This is a genomic window from Streptomyces sp. NPDC028308 (genome assembly GCF_055565855.1).
Genome location: NZ_JBVHTO010000002.1, coordinates 1 through 19,985, shown reverse-complemented (window position 1 = coordinate 19,985; position 19,985 = coordinate 1). Strand labels below are relative to the sequence as shown.

Here is a 19,985-nt window from a genome sequence, read left to right as displayed (position 1 = left end):
GGAGTCCACTGGATGGCGATGTCCCGTCTTGTGGCCGTGGCCTTCCACGTGCTGGACGACATTCAGTCGTGCAGGAGATCAAGCTGTTCCGTGACCTGCTTCCACCCGAGGGCATCAGCCCGGGCGCGCCCCCGCAGATCACCAGCCACCCGGCTCAGCTCGGTGCTCGCTGCAGCCTTGACCAGTGCAAGGTCCTCGCGCTGCCGCTGAATCTCGACGCCCGGCCCCGCGAGCCGAGGACTATGTTGACTCGCCGCGATCGCGGCGATCTGCAGGCAGCGAAGCGCGCCATCCCAAGGCCCACCCGCGCAGACGGATGCTGCTTCTGATACGGCCGTCAGGGCGTCCAGATGCATCATCACGGCACCCTCGGGCTCAGCCTCCTCCAGGAACTCTTCCAGGTCGGCCGTTCCGTCATCGAGTCCTTCGTCGTCAGCGCTGTCCTCGGGCAGAGTCTCGTACGAGTGGAAGAGATCAGTCAGCGACAAGGTCAAATACTCGCGGGACAGTTCGTCTAGCTGATCGGTGAGCTCCCGAAGCCGAAGGAGGGAGGAGTCGTCCCCGGCGTAGCTGTTCCAGCACGCTTGGAGCACCTCCTTGACCAGCGCTGCTTCCGAACGGCCACGCCGCCGGAAGCGCTCATCGTGAAGGCACCCAGAGACGCGTTCAGCTGCCGTCAACCCGACCAGCGCTGCTGCCCGAGGGCTCAAAGCGCCGAGCGCCGCCTGCCACTCATGAAAATCCCAGGTGTGCATGCCCGTCCCTGCTCGCTCGGTCCCCGACATCCTGCCAGTCCGACCAGCGGGCAGATCCGAGGGCTCAGGAACAAGCATTGTGCTGCCGTCTAGCGTGCGCACTGCCGCTTCGGGCGAGCAGGTGGGCTGTGGAGGCTGACATGCTTCGGGGTATGGAGTCGCGCAAGAGTCCGTGGCACGTGCGGGCCTCGTTCGCCTTTTGTGACCCAACAACTCCTCGGTGTGATGCATGTCATGGCCGTACTTCAACCCAGCTGTGCAACCAACTCCGCCAGGAGCTCTCGGGCTCCCAGGTTGCTGTCCGCCATTGCCGCCGCCTGTCCGGCCCACAGGTTCACATACTCCAACCTGCCCTGGGCGGCGGCGGATTGGCGGATGGGCCTCATCAGGGCGTTCTGGATGGGGTACGGGGGCACGACGTCCTCGTGTGCCGCCATTTCGCGGACGAACCGGTTTGGAATGCCGCGGGCGGTTCGACCGGAGAAGAGCCGGGTGAGGACGGTGGTGCGGGCCGCCGGAGTCCCGAGCTGACGCTTGTGGGCGTCGCTCGCACCGGATTCCCGGGTGGCCAGGAAGGCGGTGCCGATCTGCACGGCGTCGGCGCCGAGGGCGAGGGCCGCCCGGATTCCGCGGCCGTCGGCAATACCGCCCGCGGCGATGACGGGCGTGGTCACGGCATCGGCGACCTGCGGCACCAATGAGAAGGTGCCGACCAGCGACTCGTGCACGGGTGCGAGGAACGCGCCGCGGTGCCCGCCGGCGTCGCTGCCCGAGGCCACGATCGCGTCGAGGCCTGCGTCGTCAAGGGCGACAGCCTCGTCCACTGTGGTCGCCGTGCCGATCAGGGCGATGCCTCGGCGGCGCGCCTCATCGATGACACGGCGTGAAGGGATGCCCATGACGAAACTGATGACAGGCGGCGCCGCGGCGAGGAGCGCGTCGATCTGGTCGTCGAACTCAGGCAGCGTTTGGACAACTTCGTAAGCAGGGGGAGTGGCGCCGAGTTCTTGGTAGTAGGGGCGGAGCCGCTCGATGTGGGCGGTGATCTCGTCTTTGTCGGGCACTGCGGAGCGCTCGCCCTCCAGCGGCACCCAGAGGTTGACTGCGAATGGTCGGCTCGTGGCCGCCTTGAATTCGGTGACGAGTGCGGTGATCTCGTCGGGAGTGAGGAGGTGCGCGCCGTAGGAACCAAGGCCACCGCCTTCGCTGACCGCGGCGGCGAGGGCGACGGAGGAGAGCCCGCCACCGAAGGGGCCCTGGACGATGGGGTGGTCGATGCCCAGCAGCTCCCCGAGTCGGCCCGGATCGCTCATGCGGCCACCTCCAGGGCGACGGTCGGGCCGTGGACGTGACGCGAGATGCTGGAGCGAGCGGTGGCAGTGGAAGGTTGCGTGGACATGGGGTGGCCTTTCGTTCTCATGCGCACGGGTTCAGTGGGTGCAGATTAGCCGACCGGTCTACTATTTTCCATGTGTCGCATGCTCAACGTATGCCAAACCTGCACGTAGGGCGCTATTTAGGCCAGCCGATGTCGTCTTCGTCGGCGGTGTTGGTGTTGGTGTTGGGTGGCGGTGCGGATGGCTGGGTGTGGGGGTGTCGGGTGGGGTGCTGGTGGGGAACCGGGGGTGTCATGGGTGTCTCCCGTGGAGGTGAACGAGAACGGTTCCCGTGGTGGGTTGGGTGGTTGGGGGCGTGGTTGTGCCATTACTCGTTGAAATGCTGCGCGTTGCTGGTCAAGGACCGCTTGAGGAACGCATGAAAGGCTCGTGAGGTTGACACGAGGTGGGGTTCAGGGGGTGTGGCAAAACATTGCCGGGTGGTTGCCCTGCACCTACGCTCGGGGCGGTCCCGGTCCCCTGGAGCTACCCCTTCCCTCAAGCCCTCTGTCGCTGCCCTTTGCTTCGATCGCTGCTCGTTCTCTGCCCGTGCCCGTGCCCGTGCCTCATGTCGGCTGTGGCGGCTGGCCGTTGCCCCGGACGGTGTCTCGCCTGCTCCGATCCGTGCTCTTGCCCTTGTCCTTGCCTCTTGGCTCTGACTGTGTGTCTGTGAGGGATTGGTTTTATGTTGCGTCAGCCTGCTTTTGGGCGTCGTCTTCGTGGTTTGCGGGTGGCTCGTGGGTTGTCGCAGACGGCGTTGGTGGGGGAGGGGATGTCGACTGGGTATTTGTCGCGGTTGGAGTCGGGGGCTCGTCAGCCGACGGAGCGGGCTGTGGCGTTTTTGGCTGAGCGGCTGGGTCTTGAGGTGGCGGACTTCGAGGAGCCTGCCGGTGGGTCGCTCGCGAATGCGTTGACGCTGGTTGCTTCTACGGGTTCGGATTCGGCGTTGGAGGTGTTGCGGGAGGCCTTGGGGGCGGAGGGGCATGAGTCGCCGGTGTTGCGGTGGCAGGCGTTGTGGCAGTTGGCGGGGCGGCGGCGGGTGCAGGGTGACCATGCGGGGGAGCGTGAGGACCTCGCGGAACTCGTCGGCCTGGGCGAGGTCGTGGGGGTGGTGGCGTTGCGGGTGCGAGGCCTGACCCGTTTCGCTCGCTGTCTGCGGTCGCTGGGTGAGATTCCTGCCGCGTTGGATGCCGCGACGACCGCGCACCAGTTGGCGAGGGAGGGGGGTGTGGAGGTGGAGGACCGGGCGGGAGTGTTGCTGGCGTTGGTGTCGGTGGAGGCCGAGGCGGGCCGGATGCCGGACGCGCGGGCGCATGCCGATGAGCTGGTCGCGTTGGTGGCGGGGCGTTCGGATGTGTTGTGGGCGGAGGCGATGTGGACGGCCGCGGCGGTGCGCTTGCGCCAGGGCGATCACCAGGCGGCCCAGGGCTATTTGCAGCAGGCGCTGGAGGGGTTCGACAGCGCGCTGGATTTGGTGTTGTGGCTGCGGTTGCGTCTTGCGGCGGGGCGGCTGCATCTGCAGAAGCTGCCGCCTGATCCCGGGGCGGCTGAGGAGTGTGTCCGTGCGGCCGAGCCGGCCCTGGCCTTCGTGGGGACTGCGGGTCTGCGTCAGGAGTTGACGGCGTTGAAGGCGGATCTGGCGTTCCTGACGGGCCGTTATGACGATGCTCGGGTGCTGCTGGCGGAGCTGGCCGAGGTCGAGCCGCGGATGACCTACCGGGACCGGGTCCGGCTGGACATCCTGCGTCAGCAGCTGCTGATCCGTTCCGGTGACGTCAGTGGGGTGCAGGGGCTGCGGGTGCTGGCCGAACAGGCGCAGGCCGATGCCAACATCGACCTGACCGCGGAGATCTGGCGCATCCTCGCCGAGTCCCTCGCCGCAGGCGACAGCCCACGCCACGCAACCACCGCTAACTGACATCAGATAGAAGATCAGGGCGTCCTGGATCGCGTGGCGGGGAGAGGGTGCGCTTTACGGCATTGCACCTTGCTGTTGCTACCGTTGCCTGCCTGGGACTCCGCCTCCGACTTTCTGACGGTGCGGAAACGTCTTAGGACTGGGGACGTTTCCCATGGTTCGCTGCGTGCTTGCGCCTGCTCTTCTTCTTCCGACGTCGCTTCGAGGACATGCGGGACTCCATCACTCCGGGGACACCGCGAGGCGTCCTGATGGTCGGGGAACACCGCGTTCCACACTTGCATACATCACATTTCGTCGCGATTCGGATCGACGCGATTGTGACTCCTTGTATGTGAACGTCACGAAGAGTTGCTTTCTCCGATGAGTCGGCGATAGGACCGAGCCGGGGAGCTACCGGTTGACGGTGTGGCCGCCGGACAAAGAAAGCGGCGCAGCGGCCGATCGCGGGACCACGCCCAGGTGGTCCCGCGATCGGCCGCGTCGTCGTGCGTTCAGCGCTCGTAGTGCGACGGTGGGAAGGGGTCCCGTTCGCGCCGGGTGCCTTTGCCGGAGGGCATCTCACCGGTGCCGACCTCGCGGTCGATCTCCTCACGCTCCTGCCGGTACTCGTCCTCCGGGTCCTCCGTGGGCCCGCCCGGGAGACCGGCCTCACGCCGGTCGTGTTCCGTTCGCGCCTGGAGCTCGTCCTCGTCGACCCGCCGGGGCATGCCCCTGCTGTGGCCGTGCTCCGGGTCGCCTTCGACAGCTCGGTTGGGCTTGTGGTGCGTCATGCGCAGCCTCCTCAAATGGACTGCTCGGGGTGGTCATTGCGCCCGTCCCGGGCATGCCTTTCGGTGTCAGGAGTCCTCCGTCCCGTCGCCCGTCGTGCCGTCCTGCTCGGCTGCGGTCCCGCCGTTCCCCCGGCCCTCGTCCGCCGGGCCGTCACCCTTGCGTACGGTGCAGTAGACGGTGTCGTCCCGAACGTCGGCGACGATCGTGTCGCCGCGCTCGGCCTCGCCGCTGAGCAGCAGTTCCGCGATGCGGTTGTCGAGTTCGGTCTGGATGGTCCGCCGCAACGGGCGTGCGCCGAACTCGGGTTGGTGACCGTGGGCGACGAGCAGCTTCTTGGCCGCGTCCGTCACTTCCAGCTTCATGCCCTGCGCGTGCACCCGGCGTTCGCTCCGACCGAGCAGATGCTCGACGATTTCGCCGAGATCGTCCTCGCTGAGGCCGTGGAAGATGATGATGTCGTCGATTCGGTTGAGGAACTCCGGCAGGAACCGGGTCCGCAACTCGTTCATCAGCACGTCCCTGAGTTCGGACACGTCACCCTTGTGGTCGAGGATGAGATGTGCGCCGATGTTGGACGTCATGATCACGACGCAGTGCCGGAAGTCGACGGTGCGGCCCTGGCCGTCCGTGAGGCGTCCGTCGTCGAGGATCTGGAGCAGCGTGTTGAAGATGTCGGGGTGTGCCTTCTCCACTTCGTCGAACAGCACGACGCTGTACGGCTGCCGGCGGACTTTCTCGGTGAGCTGGCCGGCCTCGTCGTAGCCGACGTATCCGGGTGGCGCGCCGACCAGTCGGGCCACCGTGTGCTTCTCCTGGAACTCGCTCATGTCGAAGCGGGTCATGCGGTCCTCGTCGCCGAAGAGCAGTGCGGCGAGGGTCTTCGCCAGTTCCGTCTTGCCGACGCCGGTCGGGCCGAGGAACAGGAAAGAGCCGACAGGGCGGTTGGGGTCGCCCATGCCGGCGCGGTTGCGGCGCACTGCCTGGGACACGGCGGTGACGGCCTCGTCCTGGCCGACGATGCGGGAGTGCATCTCCTCCTCCAACTTGAGGAGTTTCTCCTTCTCGCTGGCGGTGAGTTGGGAGACGGGGATGCCTGTGCGCCGGGAGACGACGTCGGCGATGTCCCGGGCAGTCACGGACACCACGCCTGCTCGGCGCTCCTCGATGCCCGCGAGTTCACCCTCGGCGTCGGCGATCTGCTGCTTCAGCTGTCCCGCCCGGTCGAAGTCCTCCGCGGCTACGGACTGGTCGCGTTCGCGGCGCAGTTTGGCGATGCGGTCCTCGCGTTCGGCGACCTCGGTCGAGCGGCTCGCGCTGCGCAGCCGTACCCGCGCTCCCGCCTGGTCCATCACGTCGATCGCCTTGTCGGGCAGGAACCGGTCGCTGATGTAGCGGTCGGACAGTTCGGCCGCCGCGGCGAGGGCACCGTCGGCGAAACGGACCTGGTGGTGCGCCTCGTAGGCGTCGCGCAGGCCCTCCAGGATCTGCACGGTCTCCTCGACCGTCGGCTCCGGGACCATCACCGGCTGGAAGCGGCGTTCGAGTGCGGCGTCCTTCTCGACGTACTTGCGGTATTCATCGATGGTCGTGGCGCCCACCACGTGCAGTTCTCCGCGTGCGAGGGCGGGTTTGAGCATGTTGCCGGCGTCCATCGAGCCCTCGCCCGACGCGCCCGCGCCGACCACGGTGTGGAGTTCGTCGATGAAGAGGATGATCTCGCCTTCCGAGTCCTGGACGTCCTCGATGACCTTCTTCAGACGTTCCTCGAACTGCCCGCGGTACTGGGCGCCCGCGACCATGCCGGACAGGTCGAGCGAGACGACGCGCTTGCCCTTCAGGGTCTCGGGGACGTCACCGGAGACGATGCGCTGGGCGAGCCCCTCGACGATGGCGGTCTTGCCGACGCCGGGCTCGCCGATGAGGACGGGGTTGTTCTTGGAGCGGCGGGAGAGGATCTCGATGGTCTGCTCGATCTCCTCGGCCCGTCCGACCACCGGGTCGAGCTTTCCCGCCTTGGCCTCGTCGGTCAGGTCCCTCCCGAACTCGTCCAAGGTGGTCGCCGGCTTGTCGGGCTCGGCGGACGAGCGGCCTTCCTGGCGTGCGGCCCTCTCCGAGAGGCCCGCCAGCTTCTGTGCGTCCTGGCCGTCGCCGCGCATGAGCTGGGCGGCGCCGCTGTCGGCGTCACCGAGCAGGGCGCCCAGGATGTGCTCGGGGCCGATGTAGGAGACCCCGGCGGCCTGCGAGCGGGCGTAGGCGGTGGTGAGGGTGCGTTTGGCCGCCGGGGTGAGGCCCGGCTCCGACGACGGCTCGCTGGCGTCCCTGGGCAGCACCTCGGCCAGCTGGGCGGCGAGGGCGTCGGGGTCGACCCCGGCCTGAGCCAGCAGGGAGCGCGAGGGCTCCACCTTCGTGGCGGCCCAGAGGAGGTGTTCCGTGTCGAGGTCGGTCGTGCCGTTCTCCATGGCCCGCTGCGCGGCCAGGTTGAGCAGTTCCTGCGAGGACTCGGTCAGCAGCCGCCCGATCGGCACGCGCTGCACCGCAGGTGGGGACGACGCGGGTGACATACCGAAGAAGCGGTTCAGCAATTCGCCGAAAGGATCGGACGAGCCGAAACCGTGCGTCGACATCGACATGAGCAGCTCCCGGAGCGGCGATGAGTACTTTCCACCATTTCGCGGGGCCCATGGCTCCGCAACCGGAGGCGGACGTCGCCCACGCCGGTCCCGGCGGCCGCTGCAATTCACCGGCATGCGGTGAACTCGCTCTCGTGAAAAGCGCGTTGGGCAAGCCGACGGGACAGGACTGCGCACAGGGAAAGCGGACACAGGTCCGCCGAGACCGTGTCTGTCAGCCTCTGTCAGCGTCTGTCGGCGCGTACGGACCCTGGAGGTACACGCGGGACGGTCGGCCGATCCTCCTTCATCTGCTGCGTACCGGAGAATCCGCACGAGATCCGGCGTCCGATGCCGTGAAGACATGAGGGCCGAGGGATGTCCGGCGTGTCAGCCGCTGACGATTCCCACGACGACGTTGATGGCCGAGGCGAGAATGCTGGTGCCGAACACGTAGGAGAGGAGCGAATGCCTGAGCACGATGGAACGGATCGCGGAACTCGACACGTCGGTGTCGGAGACCTGATAGGTCATTCCGAGGTTGTAGCTGAAATAGAAGAAGTCGCGGTACGAGGGTGGGGCGTCGGAATTGAAGTCGATGCCGCCGTTGTGCTCGTAGTACACGTAGGCGTAGCGGGTGGCGTACATCAGGTGCAGCGCGGACCAGGCCAGGAAGACGCAGCACAGCGCCGTGGCGGCAGCCGCGTGTCCGTCGCCCGCCCTGCCTCCGCGCACGAGCAACAGCACGATGGCGAACAGCCCGCACAGTGCGACCGTCACCACCACCAACTCGTCGGTCACGGGCCGGAAGTCCTCGCGCCGCGTGTTGCGCCGTGTCGCCGCCGCGTCCATGGGCCACAGCACCACCCAGCCCGCGATCACGAAGAAGAGTTCCGTCGCGGCGATCCCGGCCAGCAGTCCCAGCAGCACGTCGGTCGGCAGTCCCACGGCCACTCCGACGGCGGCGCCGAGCACGACCGCGCCAGTGAGTCGCGGCACCGCGTCCAGGGGGAGCCTCATCCTCATACACCGCCACGTTAGTCCCGTTGCGACGCCGCAGCCCGGCGGGAACGAGCAGGCGGGCGAGGGCTCTGGCGTCGGGAGGCACCCCACCGCGTGGACCGACGTCCATCGGGTACGGACGAAGTACTCGGATGGTGCCATCCTGCCGGTCGTGGCCGCGGAGGGATCGGCCGGCCCGTGGCGCTGGTGCAGACCGCCCGGGGCACGGTGGAAGTGGTCGTGGTGGACCTCGTCCGCGCAGGTCATCGGCACCGGGAGGCTCGAGGCCGTACGGCAGTACCTGGAGGGGTGTACCCCTTGCCGCCGTTCAATCGCGTGGACCTCAGACGGGGACGGGGAACAGCAGGCAGCTGCTGGTGGTGTGGGCGAGCAGCCGGTCGGTTTCGTCGAGGAGTTCCGCCTGGGCGAGGGCCGTACGGCGGCCGCTGTTCAGGACCGTGCCGACCGCGCGGATCCTGCCTGTGTCCACGGTGACCGGCCGCAGGAACTTCACGGTCAGGTCCAGCGACGTGTAGCCCATGGCCGGTGGCAGCACGGACTGCACGGCACACCCCGCGGCGGAGTCGAGCAGTGTGGCGTACACCCCGCCGTGGACGCTGCCGATGGGGTTGTAGTGCTCCTCTCCCGGAATCAGGGAGAAGACCGCGCGGCCGTGCTCGACCTCTTCGAGCCTCATGCCGAGGGTGGCGGCGATCGGTGGCGCCGGGAGGCGTCCGGCCTGCACCTCGCGGAGGAAGTCGAGGCCGCTGTAGTGGCCGACGGCGGACGCGGAGATGGACGGGTCCTCCCAGTCGTACGTGCGTGACCTGCCCATGACGCTCCCCGTTTCGATCGACCTCATCTGCCTTCTTTTTTCGAAGTTAGCTAGAGCGGGACCTGGCTGTCAATGACACAGCCAGCCTACGATGGGCTCCATGACGTGGCTCGACACCAGTACCGACAACTGCACGGTCCAGCGGACGCTCGACCTGATCGGCGAGAAGTGGTCGATGCTGGTCCTGCGTGACTGCATGAACGGCGTGCGGCGGTTCGACGACTTCCGCCGGCACGTAGGGCTGTCCGAGAGTGTGCTGGCCGACCGGCTGCGGAAGCTCGTCGCGGCCGGGATCCTGGACACGGTCCCGTACAGCGAACCGGGCAGCCGTACCCGGCACGAGTACCGGCTCACCCGTAAAGGCTGGGAGCTGTGGCCCGCCATGATCGCTCTGAAGCAGTGGGGCGACCGCTACACGGCGGATCCCGAGGGCCCGCCCCTGGAGGTCGTCCACGACGGCTGCGGCGAGCAGGTCCGCACCGTGGTCGTCTGCACCGCGGGGCACGGCGAACTGATCCCGCCCGACGCGCGCACCCGTCCCGGCCCCTCCGCGAAGCGCGCGGACGGTACCGCCCCCTGAGTGGGCCAGGGTTCGTCCGACGTCGTGGGCCGGGCCAGGGACAGACCGAGGTCAAAGTCGCTCTGTGCCGTAATCGTGTTGACCACTCCCGGCCGGCGGTGCTGGAGTCGGCCGGTGGACAGCATCCCCGCCAACCGGCGGTTCTGGAACCGGATCAGCAGCGACTACCAGCACGGGCACGACCCGCAGATCGGCGCTGCACCGCGGCTGTGGGGCATGTACTCCATCCCTGACACGCACCTTCACGCCCTGGGCGATGTCGCCGGCAAGCGTGTCCTTGAACTCGGCTGCGGCGCCGGCCAGTGGTCCAGGGCACTGGCTGCCGAGGGTGCAACCGTGGTCGGGCTCGATGTGTCCGAAGCCCAACTCGCGGCAGCGGCCCGTGCGATGGCGGCGGCCAGCTACCCGCTGGTGCAAGGTGCCGCCGAACAACTCCCCTTCGCCGCCGGCAGTTTCGACCTGGTGTTCTGCGACTTCGGTGGGCTCAGCTGGGCGCCCCCGCACCTGGCGGTCCCGCAGGCCGCACGCGTCCTGCGCCGTGGCGGGCGCCTGGTGTTCAACGTCGCCAGCCCCTGGTTCGAGGCCTGCTACGACGAAGCAGCCAGCCTGGTGACCCCGACGCTGCAGCGGGACTACTTCGGACTGAACACCATCGCCGAGGGCGACGGCGCGACCAGCTATCAGCTCACCTACGGCGACTGGGTCAGGGTCCTGCGCGGCGCGGGTCTCGTCATCGACGACCTCATCGAGCCGCGGCCCGAACCCGGAACACCCAACGGCTACAACGAAACCGACCCACTCGATTGGGCACACCGCTGGCCGGCGGAACTGCTCTGGGTCACCCACAAACCGTAAGTCCCGCCACGGCGAGGGGAAGGCATCCCCTCGCCGTGTGGCGTCGTCCGTCAGCGCACGGAGAGGCTGGTGAGCCGGGCGTCACCCCGCCGCCCCGCGTCGGTCGCCAGAGCCACGTAGCGAGCGGTGGCGTCGACGGTGAGTTCGCGGGTCCGGCCGTGCCCGGTGAGGGGGCCGGCCTGCGTGTAGGTGAGACCGTCGCTGCTGAGTTCCGCCTTGAGGCCGGGGACGTGACCTCCGGTCCACACGGTACGGATCTCCCGGACGGTGTGCTCGGCGCCGAGGTCGACGACGATACGGCCGTCGGGCCCGGGCGTCCACGCGGTGTGCGGGTCACCGTCGACAGCGGCCGACGGGGCCGACATGCCGGGCGGGAGCGGGTTGGTCGGGAAGACCGTGCGGCCCAGGGCGAGGTCGTCCAGCGGGTAGGCCTCGGCGCCCCGCAGTGTGACCGTGGTGGTGCGACCCGCGCGGACCACGGCCACCTCGGTACGGTTCTGACCGCTCACCCGCAGGGTGCAGGACGGCCCGGTGAGCCGCACGGTCGCGGCGTCCACGACCTCCGCCCGCAAGCCGACGGGCAGCTGCCGTCCGAGGACGGGGCTCACCACCATACGCGGGGGCAGCAACTCGGCCGTGGCGGCGTCGAGTTGCGCCTCGTAGGCGCTGCCGTCGGCGGTGAGGGTCTGGTGCCCCTCGAACAGGACCGTGCGCATGCCGGACTGCGGTATGTCGACGCGGGTCGCGATCCTCCTGTCGGTCAGGTTGAACAGACTGAGATGGTCCTCGGTGAGAGCCGCGCGGACGCCGTCGTCCTGGGCCCGTGGTGTGTCACGGCGGGCGAGGTCACGGAGCTTGTCCGTGGCTATGCCGGGATAGCCCTCGGCCAGCAGGGGCGACGCCGCACCGTCGGCCAGGACGACCGTGTCGCCGTACACCGCCAGGGGCTGCTCCGAGCCCCGCACGACGAGGCCGGCGCGACCGTCGACGTCGATCCAGCCGCCCTTGCTCGAGACGTCGGGCTCGGGCCAGGAGACGAGGTCGGTCCACTTCTGGCCGTCCGTCGAGCCCTGCACGGTGTAGGCACGTCCGGCGGCCGCCTCCCAGCGGAGCGTGACACGGTCCACCGCCTGGGCCGCGCCGAGATCGACGGCGATCCAACTGTCGGCCCGGGGCCGGTCGGCCCTCGACACCGCCCAGCGGGTCGTGGCGTTCCCGTCCACCGCGAACTTCGGCTCCTTGCCGGGGTCGTACGAGGACGCGGTCGCGGTCCCGCTCCGGGCGAGGTCGGTGCCGTTCACGCCGTCGCGGGCCTCGAAGGCGTAGAGCGAGTAGCCGTACGTCGGGTCGGGCAGGACGCCGGTCATGCGCAGGTGCCTGACCTCGGTCCGCGTGAAGACGACCTCGTCCACGCGCGGCGAGGCGCCGGCCGGCCCGGCGTCCTGCGCCTTCACGGTGGCGGTGCCCTCCGCGAAGCGGTAGGTGCGGGAACCCGTCAGACCTGCCATGCCCGGCATGGTGAGGTTGTGGACTTCGAGGTGTCCCTCTCCCGCCGCGACGCCGGTCGTCGCGTAGACGACCGCACCCGAGGGCAAGGTGGTCAGCCCGGCCTGGCCGGTACTCAGACGCAGCGCCGTGGCACTTCCGTCGAACCCGTCGCGCAGTTTGGTGTACGTCCTCACCTCGCGGCCGGTGACCTGAGCGGCGGTGCTGGGCAGGAACATGGGGTTGGCACCGCTGATCTTGAACAGCCAGTTGTCGTGGGCCGGTTGCCAGGCGAACTTCACGAAGCCGGGCTTGGTCACGGCGCCGGCCCAGGCGCCGGCCGACTGGTGGGACACGAGACCGGGGGCGGCGCCGAAGTCGGTGACTCCCGAGGCGTGTTCGAACAGTTCCTCCGCGGACAGGGGCCGGACGGTGCGGTCATGGTCCGCCGCCCACAGGTGCAGGAGGTAGCTGATGGCCACCTCCGCGCGCGCCTCCGGCTCGTACTTGGGCTCCCCGGAGAACTTCGCCAGCCGGTACTCCGGCGGGTACTTCTGGTACGACTCCAGCCGTTCGGCGAGGGCCAGTTCCGCCCGGGCCGCGGCGCGGTCCCCGCCCACCTGGGCGAGGAAGGCGAGCGGGATGACGTCACGGCCGTAGAGGTGTTCACGGTCGTTGACCATCGGCATCAGCGGCTCGCCGGCGTCGCTCATCACCCCGAGGAGGGTGCGCCACAGCTCGTCCGCGTTCGGCTGGTTGGTGAGCACCTGGGGCAACGGGCGTCCGGCGGTGATGAAATGGGCGGCGTTTCGGCCGGACGTGCGGAACAGCTCCTGCTGGTAGTGCGGGCCGAAGGAGCCGTGATTCTCGACGATGAAGGTGTCGTACAGGTTGCGGGCGGTGTTGTCGGAGACGGGGACACCGTCGACACGGGCCGGGTTGACCAGGTCCGCCTGGGGCAGGCCGGTCTCATTGCGTGACCAGGTGCCGAAGACCTTGTCCCAGTCCGCGTGCCGGGCGTCGTCCGTGGCCCAGGCCAGTCCGGGGGCCAGGGACTGCGCGTAGACGCCCATCTCCTCCAGTTTGGTGTCGCCCTGATGGCCACCGAGCAGGCCGTTCGGGGTCCAGCTGCCGGAGTTCGGGTCGTTCCCCGTTCCCAAGCCCGTGGTGTAGGCGGCCTGTTCGCGGGCGATGGTGTCGACGTTGGTACGGGTGGCCGCGTCGAGCTCGTCCCACAACAGCCGGGCCGCCAGGACGAAGTAGAGCTGGAAGGTGGTGTCGAAGAAGAGCGTCCGGCCCCACTGGGTGCCGCCGGTGAGCCGGTTCGACGCGGCGAAGTGCTGGATCGTGGCTATGGTCCGGGCCTTGAGTGTCTTCTCGTCGACGCCGGCGCGGTCGCTGTCGTAGCTGCCGTGGGTGAGGAGGACGGCGTTGCCCAGCACCACGGCGAAGCCGAAGTCCTTGGCCGTGTAGTAGCCGTGGGCTTCGTCCCACTGTGTCTCGGACCAGTGTGTGTGGTTCAGCAGAACACGGTAGTAGATGTCCGCGACGGTGTCGGGCGCCGCACCAGGGTGTCCTTGAGCGCTCGCAGCGCCACTGCCGAGGGTGACAGGGACGGTCGCCGCGAGCGCCACCGCGCCGAGAAGCTGGACGAAACGGCGGCGGTCGACGGAGAGGGAAGCATCGGGCACGCTGGGCGCCTTTCGATAAGACAACGTTGTCAAACGGATGCCCGAAATTGTTCGTCCGGAATCGGCCATGCGTCAAGGGGTGCGACGGGAGTGGGGTGACTCCGAGGCCGTCCACGGCCTCGTCCTGAGCGGGCGCGCGAAGGCGGACGCCCAACCGACCTCAATGAGGCCATTCCGCGTGGAGGTCTCCGGAGCTGCGGAGTACGCGGAGGTGTTCGAGGGCGCCCGCCACCAGCCAGCGCGCAGGCTCAAGTCCGGCGGGGAATGCAGTGCGAGGGGGGGGAGCCCCTCTGTCGTACGCCCTACCGCAAAACGCAACCGGCCCCAACCACCGCAACCGTATCCGGCGGGAGGGCTTCAGCAGGGCGCCATGTTCGTCGGAGACCCCTCGTCTCACGTCGAGGGCACCTCAGAGGCCCCCGGTGTTGAGCAGCCGGTTGGGGGTGTCGGAGCGTACGCCGTGCAGGACACCGTGGGTGGCCGTGTGGTCGAGCCAGACGTGGACCTGATTGGCCGTGGCGTGGGGGTGTGCCGACAGGTACAGGGCGATCACGCCGGTCGCGTGCGGTGCCGCCCAGGACGTTGCGCCGTCGTTCTGGGTGACCTTGCCGCCACCTGCGAGAGCGGCGGTCACCTTCTGGCCTGGGGCGTACAGGTCCACGCAGCGTCCGTAACCGGATCCGTAGCTGCCACCGTCGTTCCATGGGCGGTCGTTGGCGGTGGCGGCCGCGACGACGATCGTGCCAGGGACGCCGGCCGGGGAGTGTTTGCAGGCGTCGTCATGGAAGTTGCCGGCCGCCACCACCGTCGGGATTCCCGCGTCGACCATCTTCTTGACGGCTGACTCCAGTGCCGGCGACCGGTGGTCGAGGTTCAGCGACATGTTCACCACCGCGGGCTTCTTCGCGTGCGCGGTGACCCACTTGACCGACTTGACGACGGCCGCCTCGGCCGCCGCCGGGGAGCCGCCTCCGTCGCTCTCGCACACGATGCCCTGAACCCGTACGAGATCCGCCTTCGGTGCCACCCCGTACTTGGCCCCGCCGATGATGCCCGCCACGAACGTGCCGTGACCCGTGCCCTCCTCGTTGAAGCAGTCACCGGAGTCCTTCGGCCCCACGAAGTCGGCGCCGAGGTGACCGCGTCCGCCGAACTCCTTGTGGGCGATGTCCATCCCGGTGTCGATCACGTAGACGTGGACGCCCTTGCCGGTTGCCGTGGTGGTGAGCTTTCCGTTCAGGGGCCGCGACCGCTGGTCCAGGATGTCCAGGTTCCACGGCACCTGCCGGGTGACGGGCCCTGCCGCAGCCTGCGCGACGGCGGACAAGTCCTGCTCGGCGCCCGCCGACGCCGGGTCCGACGGCACCCCGTCTCGCGAGGGCGCCACTGACTTCTCGCTCCCGTGCGCGGGCCGCGCCCCGTCCTTCCGCGCTGCCGCGGTGCCGGCTGCGCCTCCGCAGGCCGAGGCCCCGAGTACGGTCACCACGGCCACCATCATGAGACCGGCCTTCGTCACGTTCCGCGTCACAACGTCCCCCGTCATCCTGTTTCGCACGCAGTCAGCGCCCAAGACGACCTCCGGGGGCGGGCGGTTCCGGCGGCTTGCGCGGGACAGTCCTGCGGCGGATTGCGCGGGACCACGTATGGGCAAGTCGTTCCGGGCGTTGGGCCGGCTCGGCGAGGGGGCGCGTCCTGGCGCGTAGTCAGCTAGCGAGCGGTCTGTGAGCGCTTTTGTGGGCGACTGTGGCGCCGTAGTCGACGACTTCGAACGAGCGGAGAGCCGTTGGCCCGACGGTATCGGGTGCGGACCGTTGTGCAGGGTGGCTGATGCCGAGTCAGGTGGGACCAGTAGCGCGGGTGGGGTGAGTCTTTCCTGCCGGTGTGTGCCGAATCACGCCCTGAAATCAGTGCTCAAGTTGTGTAGGTCACAGCGGAAATGTCCCTTTGGCGTCCATGCTCGACGGAGACAGCGCCTCCCGTGACGGAGCCCATCGGTACAGGCCCGACGTTCCGAAGTGGCCCATGGCGCAGCCCTCCTGACGATCCTCTCTGTTCCCCTGGAAAGGTGCTCATCATGGCCGCATACCTCTGTCCTCCTGCCGTGATACACGGTGAGCACGCCGTGGAGACCAGCCAGATCGTTGCGGAGGTTCGTGACCGGCATCCGCATGCGGCGTGGGAGTCGCGGATGGACGGCATCGCGGCCAGCACGGGTATAGCGACCCGCGGGTGGATGCTGCCGCTGGAGACCGCCGTCGCCCCCGGCAGCGGCGGCGGGCTGCGGGCCGTCGGCACCGGACCCGCCCAAAGCGCTCTGGCGCGCGAAGGGTTCACCCAGCAGGACGTGGAGCGCGTCATCGCCGCTCTCGAGGCGATACCCGCGCCGCAGACCGTCCAGGAGCGCACCGCTCCGGCCTGGGAGGCCGTGCAGGCCTACGGGGAGCGTGCGGCGCGCGGGGCGCTGCAGATCGCCGGACTGGACGCCTCGGATGTCGACTGCCTGATCACCAGTCATTCCACCACCCCGGCGCTGCCGGGTCTGGACGTGTCCCTGGCCAACAAGCTGGAGCTCCGCAACGATGTGATGCTCCTGCCGGCGACGCAGTGGGCCTGTGTCGCGGGGACCCGTTCCCTGGCCCTGGCGGCGGAGCTCGTGGCCGCGGATCCCGACCGGGTGGTGCTGGTGGTGATCTCGGAGGCGCTGAGCACGACCTACCAGCCCGCCGACGACACCCTGGAGTCCTTGATCGTCCGCCTGCTGTTCGCCGACACCGCGGTCGCCGCGGTGGTCACCGGTCGGCCGAGGCGTGAGTCGGTGCTGCGACTGGACGCCGCCTGGCACCACACCCTGCCCGGCACCCAGGACCTGCACCGCCTGGACACGCGGGAGGACGGCGCCCACTTCGTGATGGACCGGCGAGGGCCGCGCGCCGTACAGGAGACGGTCAACGCGATGTGGGAGTGGCTGCGCGTCCGTTACGAGGACGACCCGGAGTCCTGGCACCCCGACGTGCTGCTCGCGCACCCCGGCGGGACGCGGGTGCTGGAGTACATGGAGCAGACCATGCCTGAGATGTGGCCGTCGGGGCTGCTGGACTACAGCCGGGACAGCTACACGAGCGGCAATCGAGGAGGCGCCGCCGTGTTCGACATCCTGCGGCGGGCGCACGACGCCGGGCAGAAGCCGGGCAGTCGCGCCGTCCTGTACGCCGCGGCACCCGGCCTCACCGCCACCGCCCTCGAGGGGGAGTGGCTGTAGTGCGTGCCGAACCCGCCCGCGCTCGTGACCGGGTCGCTCGCGTCACCGTTCGGGCCACGGGTGTCCCCGAGGACTCCGTCGGCTGACGCGTCTGCCGCCCTGTTGGCGCGGGGCGCTGGGCGGCGTACGGCTCGGCGCGAGGGCGTCACCTCGCGACTTCCGCCCAGACCACCTTGCCGGTGTCGGTCCACCGCACCCCCCACCGCGTGGTGAGCCTGTGCACGATCTGCAGCCCGCGCCCTCCGTCGTCGAGCAGGTCGCCCCTGCGCAGACGCGGCCTGCCGTTGCCGGTGTCGCCGACCTCGCACAGCAGGCCGTGACCGGCCCTGATCAGTCGTACGGTGACGGGACCGGATGCGAAGCGCACCGCGTTGGTGACCAGCTCGCTGACCATCAGAGCCACATCGTCCCGTACGTCGTTCCGGGCGCGCCATTGCCGCAGCAGTGTGGAGACGTGCGCACGGGCTCGGGCAGGAGCGTCGTCGCGCGCGGGCAGCCGCCAGGTCGCGGTGTCCTCCTTGCGGTAGCCGATCATCCGCACGAGCAGCAGGGTGATGTCGTCGCGCTGACGCCCGGGTGCCAGAGTGGAGACGACGTGCCGCGCGGCCTGCTGCAGGGTGTCCCAGGGATGCACCGTGGACAGGACTTCCGCCAGTTTGCCGATCCCATCGTCGATCGAGAGGGCCGGATCCTCCACGAGGCCGTCGGTGTACAGGGCGAGCAGGGAGCCCGGAGGCGCGCTGAACGTGTACACGTCGAACGGTTCCCGTAGAGCGAACTCGGCGCCGAGACCGGGGTGTGGGCTCACCGCGAGCGGCCCCGCGCGGCCGGTCGGAAGCACCAGAACCGGGGGGAGGTGACCCGCGCTGGAGAGCGCCACCTGATGGCTCACCGGGTCGTAGAGCGCTATGCAGCAGGTGGAGCCGAGGGCGCTGTAGCCGGCCGTCAGTCCGGACTCCGCGTCGTCCAGCAGCGTGACGGTCTTGTCCAGGTGCTCCAGCACCTCGTCGGGTGCCAGTCCCGCCGACAGGAGCGCGCGGGCCTCCATGCTCAGCTGGCCCATGGTCGCCGCGGCTCCCAGTCCGTGGCCTACGACGTCGCCGACCACCAGTGCGGTACGGCCGTCCGGCAGCGGAAAGCTGTTCACCCAGTCCCCGCCGACGCCCGCGCTGTCCGGGGTCGCGGGCTGATAGACGCTGGCGATCTCCATGGTGTTGCCGCCCGTCCGGGGCAGCAGTCGGCGCTGCAACGCCAGCACCTGGGTGTGTTCGCGCTGGTGCTGACGGGCCAGATCGACGTGATGGGCGGTCCTGGCCACCAGTTCCTGCAGGTCGAACAGCTCGCTGTCCTGGAAGGGGATGTCCGCCCGCCGCCAGACCTCCGCCACGCCCAGTACGACGGGCGGCGTGCCGTCCAGGACCAGCGGGAGGCATGCCACGCTCGCCGACCGGTCGCCCGGCACCAGGGCGCGTATCACCCGCGGGCTGCCGAGCAGGCGCCTGATGGCCTCCCGCTCGGGTATGACGATGGCTTGCGGCGAATCATTGCGACGTACCGCCTGCGCCAGCAGGCGACTCGCGTCGCTCGGAAGATCGTCACCCGGAGTCACGTACCCCTCCGGCCATACCCAGTCGGGCACCAGAGCCGCCCGTCGTAGCCGGATGCGTCCCTGCGCCTTGTCGGTGACTCCTTCACCCGTCCACACGGCGTAGTCGAGGTCCACGGCGGCCACATCCCCCCAGGCCAACAAGGACTCGGCCAGCGACTGGGCGGTCTCGCCGATGTCCAGCGAGGTGCCGATCGCGGTCTCGGCGGCGTAGAGGTGCAGCCGCTTGGCCATGGCGATCAGGGAGACGGTCAAGCCTTCCTGGGGCGCGGCTGCGGGCAGGATGCTCATGGAGACGACCAGCTCCGACCCGTCGCCGCGTCGTAGTCGCTGGATGCGGGCGACGTGGGCCTCGCCGATCTCCAGGACCTGCTGCAACCGCCGCGTGACCGTCGGTACGTCCCCCGGAGGCAGAAGGTCGGCGAAAGAACTCCCGACCGTGACGTCCAGCCCCGCGAACACGACGGCGTCCAGATTGCAGTGGGTGATCTTCAGGTCGCTGTCCAGGTTGACCACGCCGAGAATCTGCTCCTGACGGTCGGCTGCTGGATCGCCGGATACGCGAGGGCGGGCGGCACGGTCGCCCCGCGCGTCGCCAGAGCCACTGGCCGTATCGCCGGAGCCGCCGGCCGTCGCCGCTCCACCGCGCGGAACGTAGCGCCCGAGGGCACTGCTGACCAGGTCGAACGGCGATGAGGACGACGGGGAGGGGGAGGGCGAGGGTGTGGAGTCCATGCGGCTCTCTCACAATCCCCGGGGCGGCGCCGGGGCGACTATTCGGACCGGTGCGACGGAGCCCCGAGATCCCCCGACACACACCTCATTGAATAACACGAGGGGTCGCTTCGCCCACATCAGCTGATTGTTACGTGAATGTGGACAGCTCGTGTCGTTTACGGTGAAAATGTGATCGTCACCCAGTGTAACCGTTCACGGTGCAGGCCGGCCTCTGCGGACCATCGGCCACGTCGAGGCCCCCGCTGCGGCGTGGTGGCCGGCGGGGGCGTCACGAGGTGGCGGTAGAGCCCGGGCGTGATCAGGCGGAGGCGACATTCGGCCACCCGATGTCACCCGCGGGGACGGCGGTGGGTGCGGTGGGCCAGCCGATGTTGCCGGCCTGGATCGCGGTGGGGGAGGTGGGCCAGCCGATGTCACCCGCGGGGACGGCGGTCGGGGCGGACGGCCAGCCGATGTTGCCGGCCTGGACGGTGTGGGCCAGGCGGCTGGTGTCCGCGGCGTG

Annotated in this window: 14 protein-coding genes and 1 pseudogene; 4 read left to right on the top strand and 11 right to left on the bottom strand. The window is 69.2% G+C overall.

Annotated elements, in window-relative coordinates:
- Positions 1-62 precede the first annotated feature (62 nt).
- A complete protein-coding gene (locus tag ACZ4VA_RS04285; protein WP_355791464.1) occupies positions 63-755 on the bottom strand; it encodes a hypothetical protein in 693 nt (230 codons plus the stop codon).
- Positions 756-1,000: 245 nt separating this feature from the next.
- Entirely contained in the window at positions 1,001-2,068 is a 1,068-nt protein-coding gene (locus tag ACZ4VA_RS04280; protein ID WP_468079669.1) for an NAD(P)H-dependent flavin oxidoreductase, read from the bottom strand.
- A 748-nt stretch (positions 2,069-2,816) separates the two neighbouring features.
- Between ACZ4VA_RS04280 and ACZ4VA_RS04275 the strand changes: the two genes are divergently transcribed.
- The gene (locus ACZ4VA_RS04275; protein ID WP_468079667.1) at positions 2,817-4,049 is read left to right on the top strand and encodes a helix-turn-helix domain-containing protein; all 1,233 of its coding nucleotides are present in this window, start codon (positions 2,817-2,819) and stop codon (positions 4,047-4,049) included.
- A 133-nt stretch (positions 4,050-4,182) separates the two neighbouring features.
- Here ACZ4VA_RS04275 and ACZ4VA_RS04270 read toward each other — a convergent pair whose 3' ends face one another.
- The 5 genes from ACZ4VA_RS04270 to ACZ4VA_RS04250 form a co-directional block, all read right to left on the bottom strand.
- Complete coding sequence (locus ACZ4VA_RS04270) at positions 4,183-4,260, bottom strand: 50S ribosomal protein bL37 (RefSeq protein WP_373287922.1); 78 nt, start codon at positions 4,258-4,260, stop codon at positions 4,183-4,185.
- Between the two features lie 283 nt (positions 4,261-4,543).
- Positions 4,544-4,822 (bottom strand): hypothetical protein, encoded by a 279-nt coding sequence (locus ACZ4VA_RS04265; RefSeq protein WP_356176086.1) that lies wholly within the window; start codon positions 4,820-4,822, stop codon positions 4,544-4,546.
- A gap of 66 nt (positions 4,823-4,888) precedes the next feature.
- On the bottom strand, positions 4,889-7,453 hold the full coding sequence (locus tag ACZ4VA_RS04260; protein WP_468079664.1) for an ATP-dependent Clp protease ATP-binding subunit: 2,565 nt from the start codon (positions 7,451-7,453) through the stop codon (positions 4,889-4,891).
- 369 nt (positions 7,454-7,822) lie between these two features.
- The gene (locus ACZ4VA_RS04255; RefSeq protein WP_468079662.1) at positions 7,823-8,458 is read right to left on the bottom strand and encodes a DUF1345 domain-containing protein; all 636 of its coding nucleotides are present in this window, start codon (positions 8,456-8,458) and stop codon (positions 7,823-7,825) included.
- A gap of 319 nt (positions 8,459-8,777) precedes the next feature.
- A complete protein-coding gene (locus tag ACZ4VA_RS04250; RefSeq protein WP_468080293.1) occupies positions 8,778-9,269 on the bottom strand; it encodes a PaaI family thioesterase in 492 nt (163 codons plus the stop codon).
- A gap of 100 nt (positions 9,270-9,369) precedes the next feature.
- On the opposite strand from ACZ4VA_RS04250, the gene ACZ4VA_RS04245 reads away from it, so the two are divergent.
- Together ACZ4VA_RS04245 and ACZ4VA_RS04240 are read left to right on the top strand one after the other, a co-directional pair.
- Positions 9,370-9,849, top strand: coding sequence for a winged helix-turn-helix transcriptional regulator (locus ACZ4VA_RS04245; RefSeq protein WP_468079660.1), 480 nt, complete (start codon positions 9,370-9,372; stop codon positions 9,847-9,849).
- Between the two features lie 114 nt (positions 9,850-9,963).
- Entirely contained in the window at positions 9,964-10,704 is a 741-nt protein-coding gene (locus tag ACZ4VA_RS04240) for a class I SAM-dependent methyltransferase (protein WP_389392658.1), read from the top strand.
- A 50-nt stretch (positions 10,705-10,754) separates the two neighbouring features.
- Here ACZ4VA_RS04240 and ACZ4VA_RS04235 read toward each other — a convergent pair whose 3' ends face one another.
- Together ACZ4VA_RS04235 and ACZ4VA_RS04230 are read right to left on the bottom strand one after the other, a co-directional pair.
- On the bottom strand, positions 10,755-13,880 hold the full coding sequence (locus ACZ4VA_RS04235; RefSeq protein ID WP_468079657.1) for a discoidin domain-containing protein: 3,126 nt from the start codon (positions 13,878-13,880) through the stop codon (positions 10,755-10,757).
- 409 nt (positions 13,881-14,289) lie between these two features.
- A complete protein-coding gene (locus tag ACZ4VA_RS04230; protein ID WP_356176099.1) occupies positions 14,290-15,267 on the bottom strand; it encodes a S8 family peptidase in 978 nt (325 codons plus the stop codon).
- A 687-nt stretch (positions 15,268-15,954) separates the two neighbouring features.
- On the opposite strand from ACZ4VA_RS04230, the gene ACZ4VA_RS04225 reads away from it, so the two are divergent.
- Positions 15,955-17,139, top strand: coding sequence for a type III polyketide synthase (locus ACZ4VA_RS04225; RefSeq protein ID WP_356176102.1), 1,185 nt, complete (start codon positions 15,955-15,957; stop codon positions 17,137-17,139).
- A gap of 145 nt (positions 17,140-17,284) precedes the next feature.
- Here ACZ4VA_RS04225 and ACZ4VA_RS04220 read toward each other — a convergent pair whose 3' ends face one another.
- A complete protein-coding gene (locus tag ACZ4VA_RS04220; protein WP_468079654.1) occupies positions 17,285-19,480 on the bottom strand; it encodes a SpoIIE family protein phosphatase in 2,196 nt (731 codons plus the stop codon).
- Positions 19,481-19,781: 301 nt separating this feature from the next.
- Positions 19,782-19,985, bottom strand: a pseudogene (locus ACZ4VA_RS04215) (hypothetical protein); the annotation flags it as partial.

What these genes read in the sequence shown, in the direction of transcription:
- ACZ4VA_RS04285 (WP_355791464.1), bottom strand. Translation starts at nt 755, where the DNA reads ATGCACACCTGGGATTTTCATGAGTGGCAGGCGGCGCTCGGCGCTTTG.
- ACZ4VA_RS04280 (WP_468079669.1), bottom strand. Translation starts at nt 2,068, where the DNA reads ATGAGCGATCCGGGCCGACTCGGGGAGCTGCTGGGCATCGACCACCCC.
- ACZ4VA_RS04275 (WP_468079667.1), top strand. Translation starts at nt 2,817, where the DNA reads ATGTTGCGTCAGCCTGCTTTTGGGCGTCGTCTTCGTGGTTTGCGGGTG.
- ACZ4VA_RS04270 (WP_373287922.1), bottom strand. Translation starts at nt 4,260, where the DNA reads ATGTCCTCGAAGCGACGTCGGAAGAAGAAGAGCAGGCGCAAGCACGCA.
- ACZ4VA_RS04265 (WP_356176086.1), bottom strand. Translation starts at nt 4,822, where the DNA reads ATGACGCACCACAAGCCCAACCGAGCTGTCGAAGGCGACCCGGAGCAC.
- ACZ4VA_RS04260 (WP_468079664.1), bottom strand. Translation starts at nt 7,453, where the DNA reads ATGTCGATGTCGACGCACGGTTTCGGCTCGTCCGATCCTTTCGGCGAA.
- ACZ4VA_RS04255 (WP_468079662.1), bottom strand. Translation starts at nt 8,458, where the DNA reads ATGAGGATGAGGCTCCCCCTGGACGCGGTGCCGCGACTCACTGGCGCG.
- ACZ4VA_RS04250 (WP_468080293.1), bottom strand. Translation starts at nt 9,269, where the DNA reads ATGGGCAGGTCACGCACGTACGACTGGGAGGACCCGTCCATCTCCGCG.
- ACZ4VA_RS04245 (WP_468079660.1), top strand. Translation starts at nt 9,370, where the DNA reads ATGACGTGGCTCGACACCAGTACCGACAACTGCACGGTCCAGCGGACG.
- ACZ4VA_RS04225 (WP_356176102.1), top strand. Translation starts at nt 15,955, where the DNA reads ATGGCCGCATACCTCTGTCCTCCTGCCGTGATACACGGTGAGCACGCC.
- ACZ4VA_RS04220 (WP_468079654.1), bottom strand. Translation starts at nt 19,480, where the DNA reads ATGGACTCCACACCCTCGCCCTCCCCCTCCCCGTCGTCCTCATCGCCG.